Source organism: Streptomyces sp. GQFP, assembly GCF_021545335.1.
Taxonomy (GTDB): Bacteria; Actinomycetota; Actinomycetes; order Streptomycetales; family Streptomycetaceae; genus Streptomyces.
In genome coordinates this window covers 868,505-893,925 of record NZ_CP089312.1, presented here as the reverse complement: position 1 = coordinate 893,925, position 25,421 = coordinate 868,505, and the positions used below count along the sequence as shown (strand labels likewise).

Genomic DNA, 25,421 nt, shown 5'->3' with positions numbered 1-25,421 from the left:
ACAAGATATGTTGTGGTCGGCTACTGCTTCCCGGAGGTGTCAGAGGTGTCGGAAGTGCCCCTCGAAGACCGTGCAGGCCTCGCCCGCCACCTCGACTCCTGGAGCCCGGCCCCCGTCACCGTGCGGGACGTGATCGCCGCGGCGCCCGTTGCCGCGCTCGGCGCCGTACTCGATCAGGAGACGCAGGAGAAAACAGTTGCCGGTGACGGGGAGGAGCTGCCCCCGCTCTGGCACTGGCTCCACTTCCTCGACTGGCCCGCACAGAGCGAGCTGGGAGCCGACGGGCATCCGGCGCACGGGCACTTCCTGCCGCCGGTCCCGGACCGCAGGCGGATGTTCGCGGGTGGCAGGGCGGAGTTCACGGCGCCGCTACGGGTCGGAGCCCCGGCCGACCGCACCAGCAGTCTCGCCAAGACGGAGATCAAGCAGGGGAAGACCGGCGAGATGGCATTCGTGACGGTGCGTCATGAGATCAGCCAGGGCGGGCAGGTGTGCGTCGTCGAGGAGCAGGATCTCGTGTACCGCAGCGGCGAGGGCGAGCGACCACGCGCCGACATCGCCCTGGACCTCGGGGACGCGGACGCGGCGGCCGTGGACGCGCCATGGCAACTGGCCGTGCGCCCCTCGCCGACGCTGCTCTTCCGCTACAGCGCACTGACCGCGAACGCCCACCGCATCCACTACGACGAGCCGTACGCCCGTGACGTGGAGGGATACCCCGGGCTGGTCGTGCACGGACCGCTGCTCGTGATGCTCATGCTGGAACTGGCCCGCCACAACGCCCCGTTGCGCCGGGTCCGCACCCTCACCTACCGGCTGCGCAAGCCCGTCTTCGCCGGCGAACACGTACTCGCCCTCGGCGCTCCGGCGTCGGAATCGGAAGGCGCCGGGCCGGCGCAGCTGCGCATCGCGACCCGGCGCGACGAGCGGCACGCCACGGCAGAGGTGAGCTTCGCATGACCCTCGACCACGCCGCGCTCACCACCGCCCGTACGTTCCTCTTCGTCCCCGGGCATCGCCCCGACCGCTACGACAAGGCCACCGCGTCGGGCGCCGACGTGGTCGTCCTCGACCTGGAGGACGCCGTGGCCCCCGCCGACAAGGACCAGGCCCGCCGGAACATCGCCGCCTGGCTCGCCCAGGGCGGACGGGCCGTCGTACGCGTCAATGCCCCCGGCACCCTGTGGTTCGACGACGACCTGGACCTCGTCACCACACGACGCTGCCCGGTGATGCTGCCCAAGGCCGAGCGGGCCGACCTGCCGGAGCGGCTGGCCGATGCCTGTGCGGTGATCCCGCTCATCGAGACCGCCTTCGGAGTGGAGTCCGCCCTCGACGTCTGCCGCGCCCCCGGTGTCGTACGTGCGGCTTTCGGCAGTGTCGACCTCGCCACCGAACTCGGCGTACGCCACGACGACCGGCTCGCTCTGGGCTACGCGCGCTCCCGGTTGGTCGTGGCCAGTGCCGCGGCCGGCCTCGCCGCGCCGGTCGACGGAGTCACCACCGCCCTCGACGACCCCGACACCCTCGCGGACGACCTACGGCACGCCCGCCGACTCGGCTTCGGCGGCAAGTTGTGCATTCACCCGCGCCAACTGGACGCCGCGCGAACCGGGTTCGCCCCGACGGAGCACGAACTGCGGTGGGCGCGACGGGTGATCGACGCGGGCGACGCGGTGTCCGTCGTGGACGGGGCGATGGTCGACAAGCCGGTACTGGAACGCGCGCGACGACTCCTGGACGCGGCCGACCGATAACGCCCCCGGCGACGATCGCGTCCCACCTCACGCACACGCCAACCCCCGGCCGGGTCACCGTCGCAGACCGCAACGTTCACATGCGGTACTTCTTCGGTGACCCGGCCAGCGCCTTCTCCAACAGCTCGACAAGCGTGCGCAGTTCGTCCGGCGTGAGCTTGGCGAGCGGGGATCCGGTCGTCATGGCGAGGACCTGGCGTTCGCGTACCGAGACTCCGGTCGGGGTCAGGGCCACTGTCGTCTTGCGCCGGTCCTTGGCGTCGGAGCCTCGCTGAACGAGGCCTTTCTCGACGAGCTTGTCGATGAGGAAGGTCGCTGTCGAAGGCTCGCACCGCAGCTTCTGGGCGAGCGCGCTCATGGTGATCGCAGGCAACAGCGGGTCGAGCACCCACACCACATCGGAGAGTGGCCTGGTCAGGTGGAGGTCGCTCAGTAGCTCGTCGATGTGTATGTCGGAGAGCTCCACCACGTTGTAGATCGCTTCAACCGCGTCGTACATCAGGGTCTCTCCCGTGGGCGTCGTCATGGCCATATGTTACTTCGAGATTAAAAAGGTTCGAGACTCTAGGTAAGTGAGCTGCCTGTCGATACATTCGAGCCTCGAACCTTTTCAGACTCGAAGCTATCACGGATGATCCAGCTGACGAAGGGCCGCCATGGGCATGCACGAGGCGTTCGACGCTTCACCGTTACGCCGAGCCGCCCCGAGATTGATCCTGTCCACGCGAACAAAGGCGCGAAGTGAACACCACATCAGACACTTTGAGAGGGAGAGCCGTGGCTGTTGCCATGGCCTCTGCCCTCGCACTGGCTCTGGCTAGCTGTTCGAGCCCGGGCTCCACGTCCGCCGGTGCTTCCGGCGACACGATCAAGATCGGCCTGGTCACATCGCTGACCGGTACCGCCAGTACTGACTTCGCCGAGTCCGAGGCCGGTGCGAAGGCCCGTATCGCCCTGCTGAACAGCAAGGGCGGTGTGAACGGCCGCAAGCTGGAGCTGGTGACGGCCGACGACCAGTCGACCGCGGCCGGGGTGGTGACCGCGGTGCACCAACTGGTCGAGCGGGACAAGGTCTTCGGAATCATCGGTATGTCGACGACGCTGTTCTCGGCCACGAAGTACCTGCAGAAGCAGAACGTACCGGTGACCGGGGCCGGGTTCGACGGACCGGAGTGGGGCCAGAAGCCCAACACCAATATGTTCTCGACCGACCCGATCGACCCGTCCTATCCGCCCACCACCGTCTGGGGCGAGTTCTTCAAGTCGATCGGCGTGACGCGTGTCGCCGGTATCGCCTTCGCGGACATTCCGTCCTCCAGCGGCAGCCTCAAGCAGGTCCAGAGCAGCGTGGAGGCCGCCGGACTGAAGGCCGCGTACACCAACGTGTCCATTCCCTATGGCACGACGGACTTCACCGCGGTCGTCCTGCAGATGAAGAAGGCGAAGGTCGACGGCTACGTCTGCTCGTGCGACAAGCCCACCGAGCTGGCCCTCGCCACCGCGGTGAAGCAGGCCGGTCTGAACGCCAAGGGCGTCCTGTCCACGGCATACGCGCAGTCCACGCTGGACGACGCGTCCATCAAGGCGACGGTCGAGGACCTGTACGCCTACTCGTACTACGTGCCCTACGAGCTGCACACGAAGGGCACGGACGCGATGCTCGCCGCCCTCGCGAAGTACGACGAGAAGTACGAGGCCGGCGACATCCCCGGCTACGGGATGTCCAGCGGCTATCTCGCGGCCGACATGATGATCAAGGGCCTGGAGAAGGCCGGCGACAAACCCACCCGAGCGTCTTTCATATCCGGTCTGCGGACCGTGAAGTCCTATGACGCGGACGGAGTGCTGCCCGCCCCCATCAGCTTCGCTCCCGACCAGTTCGGCAAGTCGCTGTCGAAGCCGTGCAATTACTTCGTACAGCTCGTCGGTGACAAGTTCGTACCCCAGCCCAAGATCTGCGGCACGCTCGTCAAGAATTCCTGAGCCCAGGCATCACGGGCCAGGTGTCAACCAGTAAGCGCATGACATGAGGAGAAGAGTCACATGCGGGAACTACACACCAGCATCATCTCGACGGTCGACGGTTTCTACGAGGGCCCCGGAGCGGACTTCCGCTATGCCGACAAGTTCGAGGAGGAGGAGTTCAAGCTGCACTCCACCGAACACCTCAAGAACTACGACACCCTGATGTTCGCCCGTAAGACCTACGAACTCGGCCAGCAGTACTGGACGACCGACATGGCCACCAAGGCCGACGAGAACCCGATCGTCATCGACAAGATGAACAACTTCAACAAGGTCGTCTTCTCCACGACCTTGGATGACCCGGACTGGGGCAACACCACGGTCTACAAGGGCGATGTCATCGATACGGTGAGGGAACTCAAGCAGCAGCCGGGCGATGACATCCTCCTCATCGGCAGCACCAGTATCCGGTCGGGGCTGCTCCAGGCCGGGCTGATCGACCGCATCAAGATCTGGTACTTCCCGCTCATCCTCGGCGCCGGCAACTCGATCTTCAAGGGGTTCGACGATCGGATCAAGCTGGAGGTCATGCGGGTGTCGGCCTTCCACAACGGAAACATCCTCGTCGAGTACAAGGTCCCCATCGGCCAGTCCTTCCCCGATCTCTTTCCCCCCGTCGAGACCAGCTGATCCATCTGCGACGGCGCTCTGACGAGTGCCGGAACGAGAGGTGCGGTGGTAACGGCGCGGGCCCCGCCGTTACCACCGCCCCCTCCACGGACAGACGCTGACGCAGAAAAGGAACTGACGCACATGCTTCAGTACGTCATCGCAGGCTTGGTCCTCGGCGGGATCTACGCCATTTCGGCGGCAAGCCTCACAGCGACCCACCGCTCGGCCGGCATCTTCAACTTCAGCTTCGGCGCCATGGCGTATTTCGTCGCGCGTTTCTACTACTACCTGCACACACAGCACGGCTGGAACATCGGTGGTGCGGCGGCCGTCTCCCTGCTGGTCGTGGCGCCCGCCCTCGGCGTCGTCCTGTACCTCGCGCTCTTCCGGTTCCTGCGGCAGGCCTCCGCACTCATCAAGGTGGTCGCCACCCTCGGTCTGTCCGTGTGCATCCCGCCGATCGCCACCGTGCTGTTCGGCAACGTGGCCGTGCTCAAGGCCCCGGGGCTCGCGCCCGAACCGGTCAGGGTCTTCCACCCCTTCGGCGTCCCCGTCACCATGGACCAGGTCATCGTCTACGGCTGCGTGGCGCTGCTCGGCGCGGCCGGCGCCGTCATTCTGCGCTACAGCGACATCGGCCTGCGGGTGCGGGCCATGGTCGACTCCCCGGCGATGACGTCGCTGACCGGGACCAGCCCCAACACCGTCTCGCTCGGCGTCTGGGCCCTCAGTTCCTTCCTCGCCGGCCTCGCCGGTGTCCTGTCGGCGCCGATCGTCGGCCTCGACCCGGACGCCTTCACGCTGCTGATGGCCGCCGCCTTCGCCGCCGTCATCGCCGGCCGGCTCAGCAACCTGCCGGTCGCGGTCGTCGTCGGCCTCGGCATGGGAGTCGCGGGCTCACTCGTGCAGTCGTATCTGCCCTCCGACAGTTCCTTCACCGCCGCCGTCCTGCCCAGCATCCCGTTCGCGGTCACCGCGGCCTTCCTCACCTACACCACCCTCAGGCGCGGACGGCTGAACGAAAGCGACGGCGTGGGCGGAGCCCTGGACCGAGCGATCACCCCGCAAGGCGGCCCGCTCCGGGTGTCGCCCAGGAAGACAACACCGACGACAACACCGACGCCGCGTCGCGCGGTCACCTCCTACAGGTGGGCGTGGGAACCCTCGACGCTGGTCCTCGTCGCCGTCGCGGCGGTCCTGCCGTACGTCATCGACCCCTTCTGGACCAACTACCTGGCCCAAGGCGCGGCCTTCGCCGTCATCTTCCTGTCCTACACCCTCGTGACCGGTGAGGGAGGCATGATCTGGCTCTGTCAGATCACCTTCGCCGGCGTCGGCGCCGTGACCACCGCCCAGTTGGCGACCAACCACGGATGGCCGGTACTCCTCGCGGTGGTGGCGGGAGGAGCGCTCGCCGCCCCGATGGGACTTCTCCTCGGGCTCCTGACGATCCGGCTCGGGCCGCTGTACGTAGCCCTCGTGACCCTGACCTTCGGGCTGCTGATGGACAAGCTGGTATTCACCCGGGAGCTCTTCGCGCAGCGGGGACTCGGCGTATCGGTCGAACCGCCGGACTTCGCCGCAACGGACTCCGCGCTCACGCTGCTCGGTCTCGCGGTGTTCCTCGCCGTGGCGTACTTCATCGTCAACCTCCGCCGGTCCACCACCGGGCTGGCGCTGAACGCGGTCAGATGGAGTGAGCCGGGTGCGAAGACGATCGGCGTGAGCGTGGTGCAGATGAAGGTCCTGGTCGCCGCCCTGGCGGCCGCGATCGCTGGGATCGGCGGCGGGCTGCTGGCGGTCGCGGGCGCCGGGGCAGTGCCCGCCGACTACGCGACGCTGGGCGGAGTCGTCCTGCTCGCCACCCTCGTCACCGCGGGGATCGGCTCCAACGCCGGGGCGCTGCTCGCGGGCGTCACCTACACCCTCTTCCCGGCGGCCCTGCAGGTGTATCTGCCGGACACCTACAGCCCGGTGCCCGTCATCCTCTTCGGCCTCGGAGCCGTGTACATCGCCAGGAATCCCACCGGGTGGATTCCCGAGATCGGCGAACAGCTGTCGGGGCTGTCCCAGCGCCTGCTCAGCCTGCGCCGGAGCGCGGAGCCAGGCACGGATCCACGTATGGGGGAAGGCACGGATCCCGGTTCCCGTCCCGAGACCCTCGACCACCCGCTGAGCGAATCGAGCCGGGCATGAGCACGAACACAGGCGTCAGCGCGACGCACCTCGACCGGACACCGGCGACAGCCGTCCCCGTCCTCGAAGCACGCGACATAGGGATGCGCTTCGGCGGAGTCACCGCACTCCAGGGCGTCGACCTCACGGTCATGCCCGGCGCCGTCACAGGGCTGGTGGGTCCCAACGGAGCCGGCAAGACGACGATGTTCGCCGTCCTGTCGGGCCTGCTGAGAACCGCCACGGGCACGGTCGTGCTGGGCGGCCACGACGTCACGTCGGCGACCCCGCAGGCCAGAGCGCGCCTCGGACTCGCCCGCACCTTCCAGCAGCCGGAACTCTTCCTCGGACTCAGTGTCCGCGAGCACCTCGTCCTCGCCTACCGCGCCCGGCACGCACGTGCCCGGCTGTGGACCGACGCCTTCACCGGCGGTGCGCTGCGACGCCCCGACCCGAAGGAACAGCAGCGGGTGGACTCGCTGCTGGAGACCCTCATGCTCGTCGACGTGGCCCACCACCCGGTCGGGTCCCTGCCGCTCGGCACGAGCAGGCTCGTCGAGGTCGGGCGCGCCCTCGCCACCTCGCCGACCGCCCTGCTCCTGGACGAACCCCTGGCAGGCCTCGACACCTACGAAGTGGCCAGGCTGGCGCAGGCGCTCCAGCGTGCCGTCGCCGAAGAAGGCACCGGGATGCTGCTCGTCGAGCACGACGTCGCCATGGTGCTCAGCCTCTGCCGGCACATCTACGTACTGGACTTCGGCGAGCTGATCGCCCAGGGCACCCCGGCAGAGATCCGCACCGACCCGCAGGTGAAGGCGGCCTACCTCGGTGACGAGGAGTTCGACCGAGGAGAGCAGTCATGAGCACGGTAGCCACGTACGACCCCGCCGCCGCATCGGAATCCAGCGCGAACGGCGGCCTGGTCCTCCGGGACCTCACGGTCACCTACGGAACGGCCCAGGCACTCTTCGACGTATCGCTCGAAGTCAAAGGCGGTACGACCCTGGCGGTCCTCGGGGTGAACGGCGCGGGGAAGAGCACACTCGGCCGCGCGCTCTCCGGCCTGGTCCCGGTCAGCGGCGGGCGAATCCACTTCGACGGCGCCGACATCACCGGACTCGCACCGCACCGCGTGAGCCGGGCGGGGCTGCGCTACATCCCCGAGGGCCGGGGCATCTTCCCCGGACTGTCGGTCGCCGACAACCTCCGCCAGGCCGTCCTGCAGCTGGGCAAGGCCGACCGCAAGAACGCGATCGACGAGACCTTCGAGGTGTTCCCGGTCCTGGCGCAGCGCCGCAGCCAACGCGCAGGAAGCATGTCCGGCGGGGAGCAGCAGATGCTGGCCATGTCCCTGTCGCTGGTCGCCGGACCGCGGCTCATCATCGCGGACGAGATGTCCCTCGGCCTGGCCCCCAAGATGGTCAACGTCGTCTTCGAGAGCCTCGAACGCGCCCGGAGCGCCGGAATAACCATCATCCTGATCGAGCAGTTCATCCACCGGGCACTGGCCTTCGCCGACGACTGCGCCATCTTCAGCCGCGGACGCGTGACGTGGAGCGGCCCCGCCCGCACCGCCGGCAAAGAGGTTCTCGACAGCTACCTGGGCGAGGCGACGGACCATTGAATCGAACGGCCGGGTACCACCCGGCCGTTCGCGTCCGTCAGTGCGCGTGCGCACCCACGAGGTGGACAGGACCGTGCGCATCCGGGCAGTGGGCCGGCCGGTCGTCTTCGGACTCCACGACGGCGGGTGAGTGGTCGACCTGGAGCGTGACATGGGTGACCTCGTACTCCGTGTGCAGGACCCTCTCCAGGTCCTGACGCACGGCGTGGCAGTCGGCACCCGGTGCCGCGAGGACGTGCGCGGACAGGGCGGGCTGGCCGGAGGTGATGGCCCACACGTGCAGATCGTGCACTTCGGTGACCGAGGGACGGCCCACCAGGCGGTCACCGATGTCGTCCGGGTCCAGACCGGCGGGTGCCGCTTCCAGGAAGATCCGGCCGGAGTCGCGGACCAGGCCGTATCCGGCCTTGACCATGAGGACGACCACGACGAGGGTGGCGATGCCGTCGGCACGGGCGAAGCCGGTGGTGACGACGATCAGACCGGCGACGGCGGTACCGATGAAGGCGAACAGGTCGTTGAGGATGTGCTGGTAGGCGCCCTCGACGTTCAGCGAGGACCGGTTGGCCTTGGAGATGCACCACGCCGCGGCGATGTTGACGACGATCCCGGCCAGCGCCGTCCCCAGCACGAGGCCACCCTCCACCGCCGGCGGATCGATCAGCCGGTGAACCGCCTCATAGCCGAGCCAGGCCGCGAGCAGCAGCAGGGTGAGTCCGTTCGCCTGCGCGGAAAGGATCTCGGCCCGCTTGAGGCCGAAGGTGAATCCGCCGCGGGCCGGACGGGCCGACAGCCGCATCGCGATCAGCGCCAGCACGATCGAGACGGCGTCGGTGAGCATGTGCGCCGCATCCGATATCAGAGCAAGGGACTGGGCGGCGATACCGATGACGACCTCCCCCGCCATAAAAGTGGTGATGAGGATCAGGGCGGCGGACAACCACCGCTTGTCGGAGTCCCCGCTCACGCCGTGACTGTGGTCGTGTCCAGAATGCGCGCCGTGGTGGCTGTGACCTGCCATCAGACTGTCCTTTTCGTAGAAAAATCCGTTTACCGATAACAGTGGGTCATCCTCAGAAGGGAATCCTTCAGAGGAGTGTTCGGGCGGCCCAGAATTCGGGTGAGATCCGGGAAGACATGACCGAGATCTCCTTGGGTGATGCTTGTCCAGCTGCGAAGCGCTTTGTCTATCTCGGAGTCAGGGGTGTCAGCGGCATGGAGCAGAGTGGTGAACTGGGCTTCGCTCAGAATTTTCTTGGTCACCGGGATTCCGGTAACCGCCGTGACTGCGGAGGCGAGTTCGGTGAAGTTCCATGCGGTATCCCCGCTGAGCTCGTAGCGTCTCCCCAGGTGCTGAGGGTCGGTCAGTACAAGTGCGGCGGCTTCGGCCAGGTCCTTTGTGCTTGCGCTCGCGACTCGCGCTGTTGAGGAAAGTGAGTAAAGAGTCCGTGTTGCGGGCACGCTGAACAGCGCGTCCTCAAGGTTTTCCGTGTACCAGCCGTTGCGAAGAATCACCGCCGGCAGGCCGGTTCCGCGGAGAATGTCTTCAGTTATCGCATGTTCGACCCCGTACGGCATGTGGGATCGGTCGGCTCGCGAGATACTCACGTATGCGAGGCGCTCCACCCGGTTGATGACCGCCGCGTGGATGAGGTTCCAGTTGCGTGCAACCATCCTTTCTTCCGGACCGGAAGGGATCAACAGCAGCCGACGGGCATCCTTCAGTGCGGAAACCGCCGAATCGGTTTCCTCGTGGTCGGCAACGCGGACACGGACTCCCGGAGGTGGGGAGAATTCCGTGTGTGCCCGGATATCGATGATCGCCAAGACGCGGGCCGGGCCGTGACGCGCGGCGAGCTCTGTGACCGCCTGCTGTCCGAACCGGCTACCGGCGTTCGTGACGGCGAAAATGGTTTCGGTCATGTTCTGTCCGATTTTCTGATGTAGATCGGCGTGAAAACCCGTCCAGGACTGGACATTGATGCGAGGACAGCCTCACTCGGACGGTGTCGCTGATTCCGGTGCTGCCGATTCCTCACACGGCGACGCGGCACGGAAGATCTCAATGCACCGGCAGGCGAGGCGAATGACGTCGAGGTCTTCCTGGGCGGCCGAAACAACGAGCAGACGGCCTGCGAGACGGTGTGCCGCGCGGCATATGAGCAGCAGTTCGGCAGGGCTGCTCCGCTCGCTGGTGGAACGGCGCTGGCGCAGGCCCACCGTTGGGCTGAAAGGTATGGGTCGCCCCCGTGGGGCTCTGGTGCGGATGGCTGCGGTGAGTTCGACCAGGGGCGCAGTGACCCGGGAGTGCAGGCCGGGGTCCGTATCCGCTGCCCTCACCTGGAGATACCGCGTCAGGTCCAACAGCGCCGCCAGGTGGGCCAGTTCCTGTTCCCGCCATGGCCCGGCAGCAGGCGTGGCCCAGGAGTCGTCGACAGGGGTGGCGGGGATGGCGGTGCTCATGTGCGAACACCGGATGCTGCCTCGTACCGGCTGTAGCCCTCGTTCTCCAGCTTGTCGGCGAGTTCGGCGCCGCCGGACTCGGCGATCCGGCCGTCGGAGAAGACGTGGACGTGGTCGGGCTTGATGTAGCGCAGGATGCGCGTGTAGTGGGTGATCAGCAGGGTGCCGACCTCACCGGTCTCGCGGACGCGGTTGACGCCCTCGGAGACGATCCGCAGCGCGTCGACGTCCAGACCGGAGTCCGTCTCGTCGAGGATCGCGATCTTCGGCTTGAGGAGCTCCAGCTGGAGGATCTCGTGGCGCTTCTTCTCACCGCCGGAGAAGCCCTCGTTGACGTTGCGCTCGGCGAAGGAGGGGTCCATGTTGAGGCGTTGCATGGCCTCCTTGACCTCCTTCACCCAGGTGCGGAGCTTGGGCGCCTCGCCGCGGATGGCGGTGGCGGAGGTGCGGAGGAAGTTGGAGACCGAGACGCCGGGGACCTCGACCGGGTACTGCATCGCCAGGAACAGGCCCGCGCGGGCGCGCTCGTCGACGGACATCTCCAGGACGTCCTCGCCGTCGAGCAGCACGGTGCCGCCGGTGATCGTGTACTTCGGGTGACCCGCGAGGGAGTAGGCGAGGGTCGACTTGCCGGAGCCGTTGGGGCCCATGATGGCGTGCGTCTCGCCCTGCTTCACGGTGAGGTCGACGCCCTTGAGGATCTCCTTCGTGGCGTTGTCGGCCTCGACGGTGACGTGCAGGTCTCGGATTTCAAGCGTTGGTGCCATGAGTGAACTCCTGGATGGGGAAGACGAATACGTCGCTCCGTGGGATGTGTGCAGTGCGTGAGGGATTCAGACGGTGGACTCCAACTCGGCCTCGATGGAGGCCAGTAGCCGTTCTTCCACGCTCGGCACACCGATCTGCTGGACGAGTTCGGCGAAGAAGCCGCGCACGACCAGGCGGCGGGCCTCGTCGGCGGGGATGCCGCGGGCCATCAGATAGAACAGCTGCTCGTCGTCGAAGCGCCCGGTCGCGGAGGCGTGCCCGGCGCCGACGATCTCGCCGGTCTCGATCTCCAGGTTCGGTACGGAGTCCACGCGGGCCCCGTCGGTGAGGACGAGGTTGCGGTTCATCTCGTAGGTGTCGGTGCCCTCGGCCTTGGCCTCGATGAGCACGTCACCGATCCACACCGCGTGGGCGTCCTGGCCCTGCAGTGCGCCCTTGTAGACGGCGTTCGACGTGCAGTGCGGCATGTTGTGGTCGACCAGCAGGCGGTGCTCCTGGTGCTGGCCGGCGTCGGTGAAGTACAGGCCGAACAGCTCGGCCTCGCCCCCGGGACCGGCGTACGTGACGCGCGGGTGCAGGCGTACGAGGTCGCCGCCGAAGGTGACCACGAAGGACTTGAAGGTGGCGTCCCGGCCGATCAGCGCGTTGTGCTGGGCCACGTGCACGGCCTGGTCGTCCCAGTCCTGGACGCAGACGACGGTCAGCTTGGCACCGTCGCCCAGGACGTACTCGACGCCTGCGGCGAGCACGGCGTCACCGGTGTGGTCGATGATCACGACGGCCTCGGCGAAGGCGCCCAGCTCGATGACCTGGTGGCCGTAGGCCACCCCGCCCTCGCCGTGCACCGCGACCCGGATCGGCTCGGCGAGGACCGTCTCCCTGGGGACGGTGATCACACCGGCCACCTCGAAGGAGGAGTACGCCTGCGCGGCGATCCGGTCCACGGGGATGCCGGCCCGGCCCAGGCGGGCGTCGTCACGGCCGACGGTCTCGACGGTGACGCCCTCGGGTGCCTGGACGTCGACCTTCACACCGGTACCGGTGGCGAGGGCGGTGCCGTCGTGCAGCCCGCGCAGCCGCTCCAGCGGGGTGAACCGCCACTCCTCCTCACGGCCGTGGGGGACGGGGAAGTCCGCCACGTCGAAGGAGGGCGGCGCGCTCATGCGCGTGGCGACGGTCGACTCGGCCGCGGCCGCAACCGCGATCGAGCCGGCGGTGGTACTGCCCACCGGGATATTCTGAACCTCAGCCATGGCTGTCGGTCTGCTCTCTTTCCTGCGTAAGTGACGTGATGGGGACCGCGGTCGACGACTAGCCGACCGAGCCCTCCATCTGGAGCTCGATCAGCCGGTTGAGTTCGAGCGCGTACTCCATGGGCAGTTCCTTGGCGATCGGCTCGACGAAGCCGCGCACGATCATCGCCATCGCCTCGAACTCGGACAGACCACGGCTCATCAGGTAGAAGAGCTGGTCGTCGGAGACCTTGGAAACGGTCGCCTCGTGGCCCATGGACACGTCGTCCTCACGGACGTCGACGTACGGGTAGGTGTCCGAGCGGGAGATGGTGTCCACCAGCAGCGCGTCGCACAAAACGTTCGACTTGGAACCGTGCGCACCCTCACCGATCTCGACCAGACCACGGTAGGACGTACGGCCGCCACCACGCGCCACCGACTTCGAGACGATGTTCGACGACGTGTTCGGCGCCATGTGGACCATCTTCGAACCGGCGTCCTGGTGCTGCCCCTCACCCGCGAACGCGATCGAGAGGGTCTCACCCTTGGCGTGCTCACCCATCAGGTAGACCGCCGGGTACTTCATCGTCACCTTGGAGCCGATGTTCCCGTCGATCCACTCCATCGTCGCGCCCTCATACGCCACAGCCCGCTTGGTGACCAGGTTGTAGACGTTGTTCGACCAGTTCTGGATGGTCGTGTAACGGCAGCGGGCGCCCTTCTTCACGATGATCTCGACGACCGCGGAGTGCAGCGAGTCCGACTTGTAGATCGGCGCCGTACACCCCTCGACGTAGTGCACATAGGCACCCTCGTCGACAATGATCAGCGTCCGCTCGAACTGGCCCATGTTCTCCGTGTTGATACGGAAGTAGGCCTGCAGCGGGATCTCCACCTGCACACCCTTGGGCACATAGATGAACGAGCCGCCCGACCACACCGCACTGTTCAGCGACGCGAACTTGTTGTCACCGACCGGGATGACCGTCCCGAAGTACTCCTTGAACAGCTCCGGATGCTGCTTCAGCGCGGTGTCGGTGTCCAGGAAGATGACACCCTGCTCCTCCAGATCCTCACGGATCTGGTGGTAGACGACCTCCGACTCGTACTGCGCCGCGACACCCGCGACCAGGCGCTGCTTCTCCGCCTCCGGGATACCGAGCTTGTCGTAGGTGTTCTTGATGTCCTCGGGCAGGTCCTCCCAGGACTCCGCCTGCTTCTCCGTGGACCGCACAAAGTACTTGATGTTGTCGAAGTCGATACCCGACAGGTCCGAGCCCCAGTTCGGCATCGGCTTCTTCTCGAAGAGCCGCAGACCCTTCAGACGCAGCTTGGTCATCCACTCCGGCTCGGACTTCTTCGCGGAGATGTCACGGACGACATCCTCGTTGATGCCGCGCTTGGCAGCGGCACCGGCCACGTCGGAGTCGGCCCAGCCGTATTCGTACGTACCCAGGCCTTCGAGCTCGGGGTGGGCAGTCGTGGTCATGAGACGGCTCCTTCGATGCGTGGACAACCCGTCGGGACGATCCTGGCGAGGGGAAGCAGAGGATTCCTGTCGAGCGGGCTGAGCAAGGGGGAGTGTCAAGCCCGCTCGGCAGGAACCGCATCTCAGAGACTAGCTCAGATTGAAACGCCATGTCACATGAGGTGAAACACATTGCTCAGTGACTTCTTGGGTGACCCGACAGCTCCCCGGCTCGTCAAGAGACCTTCAGTCCGCGCATCGTCATGCCGACCAGCAGTTCCCGGCTCGTCTCGCCATCCCAGTGATGGTTGTCGCGTAGATGGATGTACGGCCAGAAGACCGCGCTGAACACCAGCTCGGCCGAACGTCGGAGGTCCGCAGGCAGTCGGAGGGAACCGTCCTGAACGCCGTCGCTGAGGATCCGCTCCACCACCGTCGCCGGATCGTCCGCGCCCGGATGGGCGGTATGGAGCTCATGGAACCGGGTGGGGAACGCCATGAGCGGCACCAAGTGCTTGTCGATCACCAGGCATGTGGCCCGCAGGGCTGCCTCCAGCCGCTGGGCACCGTTGTCGGGTTGCACCAGGACGGGCCACAGTGCGGCACGGAAGTCCTCGGCGAATCGGTGCAGCAGTGCGTCGCGCAGCTCGTCCTTGCCGCCCAGCTGGCGCCACAAGGTGACACGGGTCACGCCGGCTCGATCGGCCACCTGCTGCAGTGTCAGCTGCTCCCACTCATGGTCGGCCAGGAGTTCCACGACGCAGTCGAGGGCCCGTGTCGCCAGTTTGTTGTCAGTGTCACTCACCATGAAACGTGATGTTATATGGCAGGGTGCGGCAAGGTCGCTGTCCGGACTGCGGCTGCTTATCCGGGCCGGGCCACGGCGGACGCCTGCGGCGCTCGGCCGATACCGCGGAGATGGTGTTGCTCAGTGCTCAGTGCTCAGTGCTCAGTGCTCGGTGACGTCGGTGTCCGTCCGCGTCGGAGAGGGCGGGCGAGCATGCGGTCGGCCGCGGCCTGCAGATGCAGGCGCAGGTCGTCGTCGGGGACCTCGGGGAAGGAGGCGGCGGCGTCGCGCAGCCCGCCGAGTGCGACGGTGACGTGGACCTGCTCGGCGAGGTCGGTCCAGTCGGTGACGAACAGTCTTCGCAGCTCGTCCGAGAACGCGGTCATCCGGTCGTGGATGACCGGGCTGGCGGCGGCTCCCGGGTCTTCGACGAGCAGGAACATGAGTTCCCGGTGTCTCACCAGCAGGTCCACATAGCCCGCGACCGCATGACGCCTGCGGGCCGCCTTTGCGTGCTGCGTGTTCAGCGCGTCGAAGTAGGCGCGCAGGTCGTCGAAGGCGGGGGCGGCCACCGCCGCCAGCAGTTCCTCCTTGGTGCGGAAGTGGTAGGAGATCGCTGGCTTCGTCACGCCCGCGGCCGAGGCGATCATCTGCAGCGACGCGCCCTCATAGCTGTGCTTGGCGAAGAGCTCGCGGGCGATGCGGATCATCCGGTCCCGCGTCCGCTCGCCGGCGACGGCGTCTGTCATGGGATCCCACTCGCATCGAGATCGACTTTACGAGTGTTCAGACTATCACTTTACGATCGTGCAGGATTCGACTTTACGATCGTTCAGAGGAGAGTTACGGTGTTCCTGAACGAACGTAAAGCTGATCCTTGGAGGAGAGCATGTCCGCATACATGGCCGACGCCCCGGCCGCCTTCCGTTCCCTCGGGCTCGAACGCGGCGCCGTCAAGCCGTGGGAGGACGGCATCCGCACCGACCCGAGCGAGCACAGCTACGAGTGGTGGTACTTCGACTCGCACCTGGAGGACGGGTCGTCGCTGGTGATCGTCTTCTTCACCAAGCACCTGCTGTCCCCGCACCAGCCCCTGACCCCCATGATCGAGATCGAGCTCGACCGCCCGGACGGCACCAGCATCAAGCGCGAACTGGTCTTCGCTCCGGGCGAGTTCTCGGCCGCCACGGACAACTGCGAGGTGCGCATCGGCCCGAACGCCTTCGCGGGCGACCTCGGCACCTACCGGATCCACGTCGAGGATGCGGAGATCACCGCGGACGTCACCCTCACGCGTGCGGTCCCCTCCTGGCGGCCCGAGACCGGGCACATGTACTTCGGTGATGGCGAGGGAGGCCCGGAGAAGCTGTTCGCCTGGCTGCCGTCCGTGCCCGAGGGCGCGGTGGAGGCCACGCTGACGCTGAACGGCACCACCGAGACCGTCCGGGGCACCGGCTACCACGACCACAACTGGGGCGACGCCCCGATGAACCAGCTCATCCACCACTGGTGGTGGGGGCGGGCGAAGGTCGGCCCCTACACGCTCATCTCGTCCTACATCACCGCCGAAGAGGCCTACGGCAGCGACGAGATCCCCATCTTCATGATCGCCAAGGACGGCCGGATCCTCGCCGACGACGCCAGGCACCTCTCCTTCAGCACGAGCGACACACACCTCGACGAGGTCACCGGGAAGCCGGTGGCGGGCCGCCAGGTCTACGAGTACACGGACCCCGACGCGCACTTCCGGGTGACGTGGCGGCGCGAACAGGACATCGTGCGGCGCAACTTCATCGACGAGTTCCAGGGCGCACAGCTCGAAGCGGCCCGCGCCGCCGGCTTCGACTCCAGCTACCTCCGCTTCACCGGCACGGCCACCGTGGAGCGGTTGGAGGGCGGGGAGGTGGTGGAGAGTCACACCGCTCCCGCCATCTGGGAGCTGATGTACTTCGGGCACGCTCGCTGAACCCGGTCAACCTCTCGTCGCAACCCGTCGGGGCGGTCGGACCGTACGGTCCGACCGCCCCGACGGGTTGCGCGATCAGATCGGGCGGCTCATGGCATGGCGCCCGGTGGAGCAGATGCTCGCTCCGGCCGGCCGTGGCCCCGGCGGTCATGTGAAGGTTCCCGCAGCCGGAGTTCCGCGACCAGTCCCATGTCGACGACGCTCATCGCGTTGCCCGCGGCGACACCGCGCGGGCGCTGTCCGTGACGAGCGTGGCACCCGCTTCGCGGGTCAGCCCGTCGCGGGGTCCACCGCTGCCAGAGAACGGGTGAGTTCGTCGACGAACGCGTGCGTGTCCGCCGACGACCCGGCGCCACCGGCGGACCGGCGGAGAACGAGTTGCCCGTGCACCGACGACCACACCGACACGGCGCCGGCCTCGGGGCTCTGGATGAGCCGCATACCGGTGTCGGCCAGTCGTGCGACCGCCGTACGCCACCGCTGCGCGACCCGGTCCGGGCCGTCCCCGGACAACTCGGCCGCATTGAACATGATCCGGAAACTCGCCGGGTTCTCCTCGGCGAAGTCGCAGTACGCGTGGGCCAGTGCCGCGAGCCGCTCCGCCGGGGGCAGGGCGGCGGCGTCCGCGTCCGCGCGGTCCATCGCCTCGACGAGCCGTCCGAAGAGGCTGTCGAAGGCTGCCTGGCTGAGCGCCTCCTTGTCGGGGAAGTGCCGGTAGATGGCGGGCGCGGTGACGCCCGCCTCGCGTGCCACCTCGCGCAGGGACAGGGGAACGGGGCGCATGCGTTCCTCGTCGGCCATCAGCCGGAGCATCGCCTCCAGGATCTCCGTGCGGAGCTTCTCCCCCTCCCCGCGGGCGTTGCGGGACCTGGGTCTGACCGCTGGTGGAGCAGGCGAATGCGGCGTATCGGCGTGTCTGGACATACCTCCACCCTGACACAGGGGAGGTCGTCGCTCGAACGTGGTTCAACTCACAACGGACGCGGAGGAGATGGGCTGTGCGCCGTAAATGAACGTGTGTAAATTTACATTCGTTCATTTACTGACGGACGTCGGGCGCGCCGGAGTGCGCCCCGGCCGATTGGAGCACCATGCAGATCACCATCGACGAGGAGAAGTGCTGCGGAGCGGGCCAGTGCGTACTGGTGGCGCCCGATGTCTTCGACCAGCGTGACGAGGACGGTGTCGTAGTCCTCCTCGATGCCGCGCCCCCGGCCGACCAGCTGGACACAGTCCGCGAGGCGGCCGCCGTCTGCCCGGCCGCGGCCATCGAGGTGTCCGCGTGACAGCGCCGCGCAGGGTCGTGATCGTCGGCGCCTCGGCCGCCGGTCTTGCGGCGGCCGAGGGGCTGCGCCGCGCCGGCTACGACGGACGGCTCGTCCTGGTGGGGGAGGAGCGGCACTATCCGTACGACCGTCCGCCCCTGTCGAAACAGCTGCTGTCCGGCGACTGGCCCGCCGAGCGACTGCTGCTGCGTCCCCCCGAGGCGTACGGCGACCTCGATGTGGAGGTCCGGCTCGGTGCGCGGGCGCGGGCGCTGGACACCGCCGCCCGTGAGGTCGAGCTGGACGGCGGCCACGAACCGCTCGCGTACGACGCCCTGGTCGTCGCCACCGGCGTGCGCGCCCGCACACTGCCCGGCGCCGAGGGCGTTGAAGGCGTCCATGTGCTGCGCACCCTCGACGACGCGGTCGCCCTCGGGGACGCGCTCGCGCGGCGCCCGCACCTCGTGATCGTCGGTGGGGGCTTCATCGGGGCGGAGGCCGCCGCCGTCGCCGTGGGCCTCGGCTGCGAGGTCACCCTGGTGACCGACCAGGCGGTGCCGCTCGCCGACGCGGTCGGTGCGGACGTCGGCGGAATGCTGACGGATCTCCACCGTGAGCACGGTGTGCGGATGGAGACGGGAGCGCTCGTCGAAGGAGTGGTCACCGACGGCGGGCGCGCGACGGGCGTCCGGCTCACCGACGGGCGGACCCTCCCGGCGGACGCCGTGCTGATCGGCATCGGCACCCGGCCCAACGTCGAATGGCTCGCCGGCAGCGGGATTCCGGTCGGCAACGGCGTCCAGTGCGACGCCACACTGCACGCGGGCAGGGGCGTCTGGGCCGCCGGGGACGTGGCCTCCTGGCCGGACCCGGTCACCGGGGAACGGCTGCGCATCGAGCACCGTACGAACGCCTCCGAACAGGGGCTGGCCGTCGCCCGCAACATCATCGCGGGACCCGAGGCCGCCACCGCCTTCACCTCCGTGCCGTACGTCTGGTCCGACCAGTACGACCTGAAGATCCAGATCCACGGCCGGACGCGTGGCGCCGACCGGATGCGCATGGTCGAAGGCAGCCTGGAACAGCGGAAGTTCACCGCGCTGTACGCCCGCGGCGCACAGGTCACTGCTGCCCTCGGCGTGAACATGGTCCGCCCGCTGCGCGCTCTGCGCCCGCTCGTCGCCGACCGCGCCGACTGGGAGTCGCTCACCGCGCCGGTGTAACACCACACCCCCCCAAGGTAAGGAGTTCCCCCCATGACCGTCTCCGCCACCGCCACCGAACAAGCCCCCCAGTTCCCGTTGAAGCGGGGCTGCCCCTTCGCCCCGCCCGAGACCGCCACCGAGTTCCGTGAGAGCGGCACCCCGCGCCGGGTGACGATCTGGGACGGCAGCACGCCGTGGCTCATCACCCGCCACGACCACATCCAGCAGATCCTCGGCGCGGGCGACAGGATCAGCGCGGATGTCACCGCCCCGGGCTTCCCCAACACCAGCGACGCCCAGCCGGCCGTCGAGGGCGACATCTTCTTCCGCAAGGACGGCGACCAGCACCTGCCCATCCGCCGCATCCTCAACCCGGACTTCACCGCCAAACGCTCCGAGGCGCTGCGCCCGCGCATCGCCGAGCTGACCGACCTTCTCATCGACGAACTCATCGTCATGGAACGGCCGTTGGACCTGATCGAGCACTTCGCGCTCGCACTGCCCACCGTCGTGATCTGCGAGGTGCTCGGCGTCCCGTACGAGGAGCGGCACACCGTCCACGAGTCGTCGAAGAAGTTCGTCCAGCTCAGCGTTCCGCACGAGGAGAAGATGGCGGCGCACGCGGCGCTGCACGCGAATCTGAGCGCGCACATGGAGAGCAAGCGCACGCGGCCCGACAACGGGCTGCTCTCCCGCCTGGTCAACGTCCATGTCGACGAGAAGGGCGACCTCACCTTCGAGGAGGCCGTGGGCCTGGGCGCGCTGGTGATCGGCGCGGGCCACGAGACCACCGCCAACATGATCGGCCTCGGCATCCTCGCCCTCGTCCGGGAACCGGAGCAGCGCGCCATCATGCTCTCCGACCCGGCGAAGTACGCCTCGACGTGCGTCGAGGAGATGATGCGGTACTGGAGCATGGTGCAGACCGAGCCCCGCCGGGTCCTCACCCAGGACATGGAAGTCGGCGGCGTCCTGCTGCGCGCGGGCGAGGGCATCATCTGCAACCTGCCCGCCGCCAACCGCGACCCGCTGGTCTTCGCCGAGCCGGAGAAGCTCGACATCACCCGCGTCGAACGCAAGCACATGGGCTTCGGGTACGGCGTCCACCAGTGCCTGGGGCAGAACCTGTCCCGGGTCGAGATGCAGGTGGCCTGGCCCCGCCTGTTCCAGCGCATCCCGGACCTGCGGCTCGCCGTCGAGGAGAGCGAACTGCACTTCCACGACGACGCGTTGACGTACGGCCTCGAGACCCTGCCGGTGACCTGGTGAGCGCCGTGAGCGACCGCCGTGCGACGGACAACTTCGCCCACCTCGACGCGATCGGCCGGGCGACGCAGGCCGAAGTCATGTGCGTGCCCGCCGAGTTCATCGACAACGAGCCCGGCTCGGTCAGTGATCTGGCCACCAAGGTCGTCTTCGGTGACCTGTGGAACCGGCCCGGCCTGACGGTACGGGAGCGGCGCATCGTCACCCTCACCGTGCTCGCCATGCTCCAGGCCAACCAGGTGCACGGGCCGCTCCATGCCAAGGCCGCCCTGGACAGCGGTGACCTGACGGAGGACGAACTGCGGGAGATGGCCGCGCAGATCGCGTACTACGCGGGCTGGCCCATCGCCACGGCCTTCGAGTGGACCGTGGACAAGGTCACCGGCAAGAAGACGGAGGTGGAGGACCTGTGAGCGGGCGACTCGACACAAAGACCGCCGTGGTGGTCGGCGGCGGGCAGACCCCCGGCGCCACCACCGGCAACGGCCGTGCCGTCGCGCTGACCTTCGCCCGTGAGGGCGCCCGGATCCTCGTCGTGGACCGGGACCTCGCGTCGGCGGAGGAGACCGCGGAGCTGGTACGGAAGGAGGGCGGGACCGCGACCGCGCACCGGGCCGACATCACCGTCGAGGACGACTGCGCCGGCATCCTCGACGCGGCCCTCACCGAACTCGGGCACGTCGACATCCTGCACAACAACGTCGGCATCGTGCCCTTCGGCCGCACCGAGGACCTGCCCGTCGAACGCTGGCGGCACGGCTTCGAGGTCAACCTCACCGGCATGTGGCTGACCTGCAAGGCGGTTCTGCCGCACATGCGGGAGCGGGGGAGCGGCGCGATCGTCAACATCTCCTCCATGGCCGGGCTGCTCGCCGGCGGCGAGACCATCGCGTACACCACGTCCAAGGCGGCGGTGCACGCCATGACCCGCAGTCTCGCCCTGGAGTACGCCCCGCACGGGGTCCGGGTGAACTGCGTCGCGCCCGGGATGATGGACACCCCGATGGGCGTCGACGCGACAGCCCGCGCGGGCGGCGTCGAGCGGGCGGAGGTGGCCGCCAGACGCGCCGCGATGGTTCCGATGGGTCACCAGGGCACCAGCTGGGACGTGGCCAACGCGGCACTGTTCCTCGCGTCCGCGGAGTCGGAGTTCGTCACCGGCACGGTTCTCGCGGTGGACGGCGGGTTCACGCTGAGGGCGGGCGTGCAGTAGGCGAGGTGGCGCGAACGGTCCCTCCGCCTCCTCCTCGGGTGCCTCGGCGGAGGGACCGTTCGCGCTCTCGAATCGCGCGCTTCGACGGCTACGGTCCGGCGGACAACGTTGGCCACGACACCGTGGCACCGCCCCACGGCATCCCCTTCTCGCCGGTCGGATCAGCCGCGCAGGAACGCCGTGACGAGCTCGGTGAACTCGGCAGCCCTCTCGATCTGCGTCCAGTGCCCGCAGCGGGCGAAGAGGTGCAGATCGGCCTCGGGGAGCAGTTTGGCCATGTTCCAGGACACCTCGGGCGGGACGACCTTGTCCTCGCGGCCGTGCACGAGCAGTACCGGTGTCCGGATCGACCGGACCTGCTCCTCCGTGATCCCCAGGTCGTTCCCGGCGTGCCTCTCGTCGAAGAACATCGCACGATATGCGCCGAAGGACTCGACGCTCGCCTCATAGCGAATGCGGACGAGCTCGTCGGTGATGATCGACTTGTCGACGGCGAAGTAGTCGACCAGGAGAGCGCGCATGTTCTCCGGCGAGGGCTCGTAGCCGCGTAGTGCCTTGAGGCCGTCGGTGACGGTCATCCCGACGCCGGGGGAGCCCATGAGGATCATGCGGTGGACGCGGTCCGGATGCTGCTCGGCCAGGGCGAGGGAGATCCGCCCCCCGAGGGAGTTCCCGACGAGAGACGCGCGCTCGATGCCGAGCGCGTCCATGAACCCGAGCACGTGGTCCGCCCAGGTCTCCAGCGAGTACCGCACGTCCTGCGGCCGGGATGTCGCTCCGTAGCCGACGACGTCGGGGGCGAGGACGCGGAACTCCTCGGCGAGGCCGGGGATGTTGTGCTGCCAGTTGGCCAACGCGGAGACGCCGGGTCCTGATCCGTGCAGCAGGATGACGGGATCGCCGGCACCGGCTTCGAGATAGAAGGTGTCGATGCCGGCGACGTCGACTCGGCGGCCCGCTGAAAGGTCCGTAGTGGTGGTCATCGCTGCTCCAGGGAGAAGTTGGCGAAAGGATCGTTGGCGCATCGGGGAGGCGCCGACACCGAACAGTGCCTAAGGCAACAAACTGTGCCTGAGGCACCGGTTCGGCCGCGTGGGGCGGCCGGTCGGCTCGCGCCTGTACATGGCTGGTCTGTTGCGCTGAACCCCGGCAGGCGACGGACGGTCGGTGCGCCCCGGTCGACAGGCCTCTGCCATGGCTACCTCCTCGTCCCGCTGACCGGGACGGCCCCACCATAGGCAATTATGCATACATGTTTCAAGAAGAAGTGCCGCTGACTACAGACAGGCGCTCCGTTTCGCCGCCGCGGGGGAGCGGGACGAGTCGCTGGCCCGCACGAGATCCTGCCGGTGAAGGACCATCAGTTTGGCCAGGGCTTCCCGGTCCTGTTCCCGGATCGCGGTGGCGATCTCGGCGTGTACCTCGATGCTGTGCGTGTACATCTCTTCGTGCCCGGGCAGCAGTTCGACCTTGGTCACGCTTCCCGTGATGATCGTGGCGACCGCCTCGTACATGCCGGTCAGGACGGTGATCCGGGCCGCCCTGGCGATCGCCATGTGAAACCGGAGATTGGCGTCGAGGAACGCGCGCGGTGTCGCGGCCGACCTCATCTCCTCCACGGCCCACTCCATGTCCCGCACGTCGGAGGGGCCCGCGCGGTCCAGTGCGACCGGCGTCAGGGTGTCCTCGAGATGGGTCCGGGCCTCGAACATGTCCAGCGGGTCGGTGGCCGTCTGGGAGAACCAGACGTCGAGCGCGCCGAGGCGGACCTGCGGAGGTCGGCTGGCCACGAACACGCCGCCGCCCGGACCCGGCTTGACCACGACGAGCCCCCGGTCCCGCAGGATCCGCAGCACCTCGTTCATGATCATGGGGCTGACCTGGTGCTTCTCCATCAGGTCCGTGCGCCTGCCCAGCGATGTGCCTACCGGGGTCCGGGCTGCGAGCAGCTCGTTCTCGATCGCGGAGGCGACCTGTTGGGCGCGTGACGGGTTGGTTCCCTGGCGCGATGACATGGGGTCCCTTCAGGGGCGGGGTGGCGCCGACCAGGCCGGTCGTAGGGGCGAACCGGGTCGCTCGTGTGCCACCTGCGGACGATCCTGCAGCCAGGATAGAGGAATCGCGTCCCTCCCCAGCAGTCGTTTTGGGGGTTGACCCCTCTGATCAGCGTAGATATCGCAGATCATGCAGTCATAATCGCTGCTCAGATACCTCGGGATGCAAAACTCTTGAATCGTGTGTGCAGGATTGTTAACCTGCGCGTAGCCAGCCCGGCGATACCCCGGGAGGGCTCACAAAAGGATCAAACGTCAGCAACTGAGAAGAGACGACGATGTCACGACTCGCCCAAGCCGATGCAATCCAGCCACCGCAGACCGTCGAGGCCGATGCCCGCCAGCCGCTCGGCGACTCCGCTCGCTTCCTGGAGCGCGTCGACGCCATCCTGCCCCTCCTGAGGGAAAACACCTTCAAGGCCGACGAGATCCGGCGCGCGCCCGACGAGAACATCCAGGCGATGACGGACGCGGGCATATTCCGCGCGATGCAGCCGAGGCAGTGGGGCGGACTCGAGATCGACCCGTCGACCTGGGAGGAGGCGCTCGTCCGGCTCGGTTCGGCCTGCCCCTCCAGCGGCTGGGTCGGCGGGATCCTCGGAGGACATTCCTGGTACATCGGTCTGTACTCCCAGCAGGCCCAGCAGGACGTCTGGGGCGAGAACCCGGACGCCCGGGTGGCGTCGTCCTTCGCGCCCACCGGCAAGGTGGAACGCGTCGGCGACGGCTTCCGGCTCACGGGGCGGTGGAAGTTCCTCAGCGGTGTCGACCACGCCCAGTGGATCTGCCTCGCGGGCATCATCCCGGACGAGGGCGACGGTCATGAGTACCGGGTCTTCCTGGTGCCGGCGGCCGACTACGAGATCGACCAGGACAGCTGGCGGGTCGCGGGCCTCCAGGGGTCCGGAAGCAAGGACGTCACGGTCGACGCCGTCGTCCCGGAGTACCGCACACAGACCGTCGACGACGTCTACCACGGCAACGAGCCGGGCAAGGCCGTCAACACCAGCCCGATCTTCGAGCTCCCCTGGCTGTCGATGTGGGCCTACAACATCGCCTCGCCCGCGATCGGTGCCGCGGTCGGAGCCCTCGACGCCTTCATCGACGACAACAGGCGCCGCGCGTCCGCCCTGCTCGGCACGGTGGCCGCGCAGAACTCGGCCGTTCACATCCGTCTGGCCGAAGCCATGACCCTGGTCAAGGACGCACGGGCGCGTATCCCGCGCACCTGGGACTCCATCCACGCCGATGTCCTCGCGGGCGTGCCCGTCTCCAACGAGAAGCGCGCCCAGGCCCGGTTCGAGGCCTCCTACGCCGTCGGACAGTGTCTCGGCGCGGTGACCAAGGTCTTCGAGATCGGCGGCGGCGCCGTACTGGGCAGCGACAAGCTGTTCCAGCACTACATGCGCGGCCTGATGGGGATGCGCAACCACCCCTACGCGGTCTACGAGAACTGGGCCGGTCTGTACGCCACCACGCTGTTCGGGGCCCCGCTCGACCCGCCGTTCACCAAGGAACACCTCGGCTGTCTGGTCTGA

26 protein-coding genes are annotated in these 25,421 nt (G+C 67.8%); 14 read left to right on the top strand and 12 right to left on the bottom strand.

Annotation, left to right across the window (positions count from 1 at the left end; all coding sequences use genetic code 11):
* Positions 1-45 precede the first annotated feature (45 nt).
* Positions 46-960 (top strand): FAS1-like dehydratase domain-containing protein, encoded by a 915-nt coding sequence (locus LUX31_RS04080; protein ID WP_235473155.1) that lies wholly within the window; start codon positions 46-48, stop codon positions 958-960.
* A complete protein-coding gene (locus LUX31_RS04075; RefSeq protein ID WP_235473154.1) occupies positions 957-1,757 on the top strand; it encodes an HpcH/HpaI aldolase/citrate lyase family protein in 801 nt (266 codons plus the stop codon). The genes LUX31_RS04080 and LUX31_RS04075 overlap by 4 nt, the downstream gene beginning before the upstream one ends.
* 76 nt (positions 1,758-1,833) lie before the next feature.
* Here LUX31_RS04075 and LUX31_RS04070 read toward each other — a convergent pair whose 3' ends face one another.
* Positions 1,834-2,283: a MarR family winged helix-turn-helix transcriptional regulator gene (locus LUX31_RS04070; protein WP_235473153.1), complete on the bottom strand. Its 450-nt coding sequence runs from the start codon at positions 2,281-2,283 to the stop codon at positions 1,834-1,836.
* 251 nt (positions 2,284-2,534) lie between these two features.
* Here LUX31_RS04070 and LUX31_RS04065 point away from each other — a divergent pair, with 251 nt between their 5' ends.
* The 5 genes from LUX31_RS04065 (at position 2,535) to LUX31_RS04045 (ending at position 8,193) form a co-directional block, all read left to right on the top strand.
* On the top strand, positions 2,535-3,740 hold the full coding sequence (locus LUX31_RS04065; protein WP_235473152.1) for an ABC transporter substrate-binding protein: 1,206 nt from the start codon (positions 2,535-2,537) through the stop codon (positions 3,738-3,740).
* A 60-nt stretch (positions 3,741-3,800) separates the two neighbouring features.
* Entirely contained in the window at positions 3,801-4,412 is a 612-nt protein-coding gene (locus tag LUX31_RS04060) for a dihydrofolate reductase family protein (protein WP_235473151.1), read from the top strand.
* Positions 4,413-4,535: 123 nt separating this feature from the next.
* Positions 4,536-6,590, top strand: coding sequence for a branched-chain amino acid ABC transporter permease (locus LUX31_RS04055; protein WP_235473150.1), 2,055 nt, complete (start codon positions 4,536-4,538; stop codon positions 6,588-6,590).
* On the top strand, positions 6,587-7,432 hold the full coding sequence (locus LUX31_RS04050) for an ABC transporter ATP-binding protein (RefSeq protein ID WP_235473149.1): 846 nt from the start codon (positions 6,587-6,589) through the stop codon (positions 7,430-7,432). The genes LUX31_RS04055 and LUX31_RS04050 overlap by 4 nt, the downstream gene beginning before the upstream one ends.
* Positions 7,429-8,193, top strand: a complete 765-nt coding sequence (locus LUX31_RS04045; RefSeq protein WP_235473148.1) for an ABC transporter ATP-binding protein — start codon at positions 7,429-7,431, stop codon at positions 8,191-8,193. The genes LUX31_RS04050 and LUX31_RS04045 overlap by 4 nt, the downstream gene beginning before the upstream one ends.
* Positions 8,194-8,230: 37 nt before the next feature.
* On the opposite strand, the gene LUX31_RS04040 is transcribed toward LUX31_RS04045, so the two are convergent.
* The 8 genes from LUX31_RS04040 to LUX31_RS04005 all read right to left on the bottom strand — a co-directional run bounded on the left by LUX31_RS04040 (position 8,231) and on the right by LUX31_RS04005 (position 15,663).
* Positions 8,231-9,214 (bottom strand): cation diffusion facilitator family transporter, encoded by a 984-nt coding sequence (locus LUX31_RS04040; RefSeq protein WP_235473147.1) that lies wholly within the window; start codon positions 9,212-9,214, stop codon positions 8,231-8,233.
* 29 nt (positions 9,215-9,243) lie between these two features.
* A complete protein-coding gene (locus tag LUX31_RS04035) occupies positions 9,244-10,116 on the bottom strand; it encodes an NAD(P)H-binding protein (protein ID WP_235473146.1) in 873 nt (290 codons plus the stop codon).
* A 72-nt stretch (positions 10,117-10,188) separates the two neighbouring features.
* The gene (locus tag LUX31_RS04030; RefSeq protein WP_235473145.1) at positions 10,189-10,656 is read right to left on the bottom strand and encodes a hypothetical protein; all 468 of its coding nucleotides are present in this window, start codon (positions 10,654-10,656) and stop codon (positions 10,189-10,191) included.
* A complete protein-coding gene (gene sufC, locus LUX31_RS04025) occupies positions 10,653-11,423 on the bottom strand; it encodes a Fe-S cluster assembly ATPase SufC (RefSeq protein WP_235473144.1) in 771 nt (256 codons plus the stop codon). Before sufC ends, LUX31_RS04030 begins: the two co-directional genes overlap by 4 nt.
* 66 nt (positions 11,424-11,489) lie before the next feature.
* Positions 11,490-12,677, bottom strand: a complete 1,188-nt coding sequence (sufD, locus tag LUX31_RS04020) for a Fe-S cluster assembly protein SufD (protein ID WP_235473143.1) — start codon at positions 12,675-12,677, stop codon at positions 11,490-11,492.
* 58 nt (positions 12,678-12,735) lie between these two features.
* A complete protein-coding gene (gene sufB, locus LUX31_RS04015) occupies positions 12,736-14,148 on the bottom strand; it encodes a Fe-S cluster assembly protein SufB (RefSeq protein WP_235473142.1) in 1,413 nt (470 codons plus the stop codon).
* 214 nt (positions 14,149-14,362) lie between these two features.
* Positions 14,363-14,935 (bottom strand): TetR/AcrR family transcriptional regulator, encoded by a 573-nt coding sequence (locus tag LUX31_RS04010; protein ID WP_235473141.1) that lies wholly within the window; start codon positions 14,933-14,935, stop codon positions 14,363-14,365.
* A gap of 134 nt (positions 14,936-15,069) precedes the next feature.
* On the bottom strand, positions 15,070-15,663 hold the full coding sequence (locus LUX31_RS04005) for a TetR/AcrR family transcriptional regulator (RefSeq protein ID WP_235473140.1): 594 nt from the start codon (positions 15,661-15,663) through the stop codon (positions 15,070-15,072).
* A 140-nt stretch (positions 15,664-15,803) separates the two neighbouring features.
* On the opposite strand from LUX31_RS04005, the gene LUX31_RS04000 reads away from it, so the two are divergent.
* Positions 15,804-16,880, top strand: a complete 1,077-nt coding sequence (locus LUX31_RS04000) for a lipocalin-like domain-containing protein (RefSeq protein WP_235473139.1) — start codon at positions 15,804-15,806, stop codon at positions 16,878-16,880.
* A 270-nt stretch (positions 16,881-17,150) separates the two neighbouring features.
* Here LUX31_RS04000 and LUX31_RS03995 read toward each other — a convergent pair whose 3' ends face one another.
* Positions 17,151-17,804 carry a TetR/AcrR family transcriptional regulator gene (locus LUX31_RS03995; RefSeq protein WP_235473138.1) on the bottom strand — a complete coding sequence of 218 codons (654 nt, stop codon included), beginning with the start codon at positions 17,802-17,804 and terminating at the stop codon, positions 17,151-17,153.
* Between the two features lie 167 nt (positions 17,805-17,971).
* On the opposite strand from LUX31_RS03995, the gene LUX31_RS03990 reads away from it, so the two are divergent.
* The 5 genes from LUX31_RS03990 to LUX31_RS03970 are packed head-to-tail and all read left to right on the top strand — an operon-like array spanning position 17,972 to position 21,829.
* A complete protein-coding gene (locus LUX31_RS03990; protein WP_235473137.1) occupies positions 17,972-18,166 on the top strand; it encodes a ferredoxin in 195 nt (64 codons plus the stop codon).
* Complete coding sequence (locus LUX31_RS03985; protein ID WP_235473136.1) at positions 18,163-19,368, top strand: NAD(P)/FAD-dependent oxidoreductase; 1,206 nt, start codon at positions 18,163-18,165, stop codon at positions 19,366-19,368. Before LUX31_RS03990 ends, LUX31_RS03985 begins: the two co-directional genes overlap by 4 nt.
* Positions 19,369-19,401: 33 nt before the next feature.
* Positions 19,402-20,619, top strand: a complete 1,218-nt coding sequence (locus tag LUX31_RS03980) for a cytochrome P450 (RefSeq protein ID WP_235473135.1) — start codon at positions 19,402-19,404, stop codon at positions 20,617-20,619.
* A gap of 5 nt (positions 20,620-20,624) precedes the next feature.
* Positions 20,625-21,029, top strand: coding sequence for a carboxymuconolactone decarboxylase family protein (locus tag LUX31_RS03975; RefSeq protein ID WP_235473134.1), 405 nt, complete (start codon positions 20,625-20,627; stop codon positions 21,027-21,029).
* Positions 21,026-21,829 (top strand): SDR family NAD(P)-dependent oxidoreductase, encoded by an 804-nt coding sequence (locus tag LUX31_RS03970; protein WP_235473133.1) that lies wholly within the window; start codon positions 21,026-21,028, stop codon positions 21,827-21,829. The genes LUX31_RS03975 and LUX31_RS03970 overlap by 4 nt, the downstream gene beginning before the upstream one ends.
* A gap of 161 nt (positions 21,830-21,990) precedes the next feature.
* On the opposite strand, the gene LUX31_RS03965 is transcribed toward LUX31_RS03970, so the two are convergent.
* Together LUX31_RS03965 and LUX31_RS03960 are read right to left on the bottom strand one after the other, a co-directional pair.
* On the bottom strand, positions 21,991-22,812 hold the full coding sequence (locus LUX31_RS03965; protein ID WP_235473132.1) for an alpha/beta fold hydrolase: 822 nt from the start codon (positions 22,810-22,812) through the stop codon (positions 21,991-21,993).
* A 294-nt stretch (positions 22,813-23,106) separates the two neighbouring features.
* Positions 23,107-23,844 carry a FadR/GntR family transcriptional regulator gene (locus tag LUX31_RS03960; protein ID WP_235473131.1) on the bottom strand — a complete coding sequence of 246 codons (738 nt, stop codon included), beginning with the start codon at positions 23,842-23,844 and terminating at the stop codon, positions 23,107-23,109.
* A gap of 317 nt (positions 23,845-24,161) precedes the next feature.
* Between LUX31_RS03960 and LUX31_RS03955 the strand changes: the two genes are divergently transcribed.
* On the top strand, positions 24,162-25,421 hold the full coding sequence (locus LUX31_RS03955) for a hypothetical protein (RefSeq protein WP_235473130.1): 1,260 nt from the start codon (positions 24,162-24,164) through the stop codon (positions 25,419-25,421).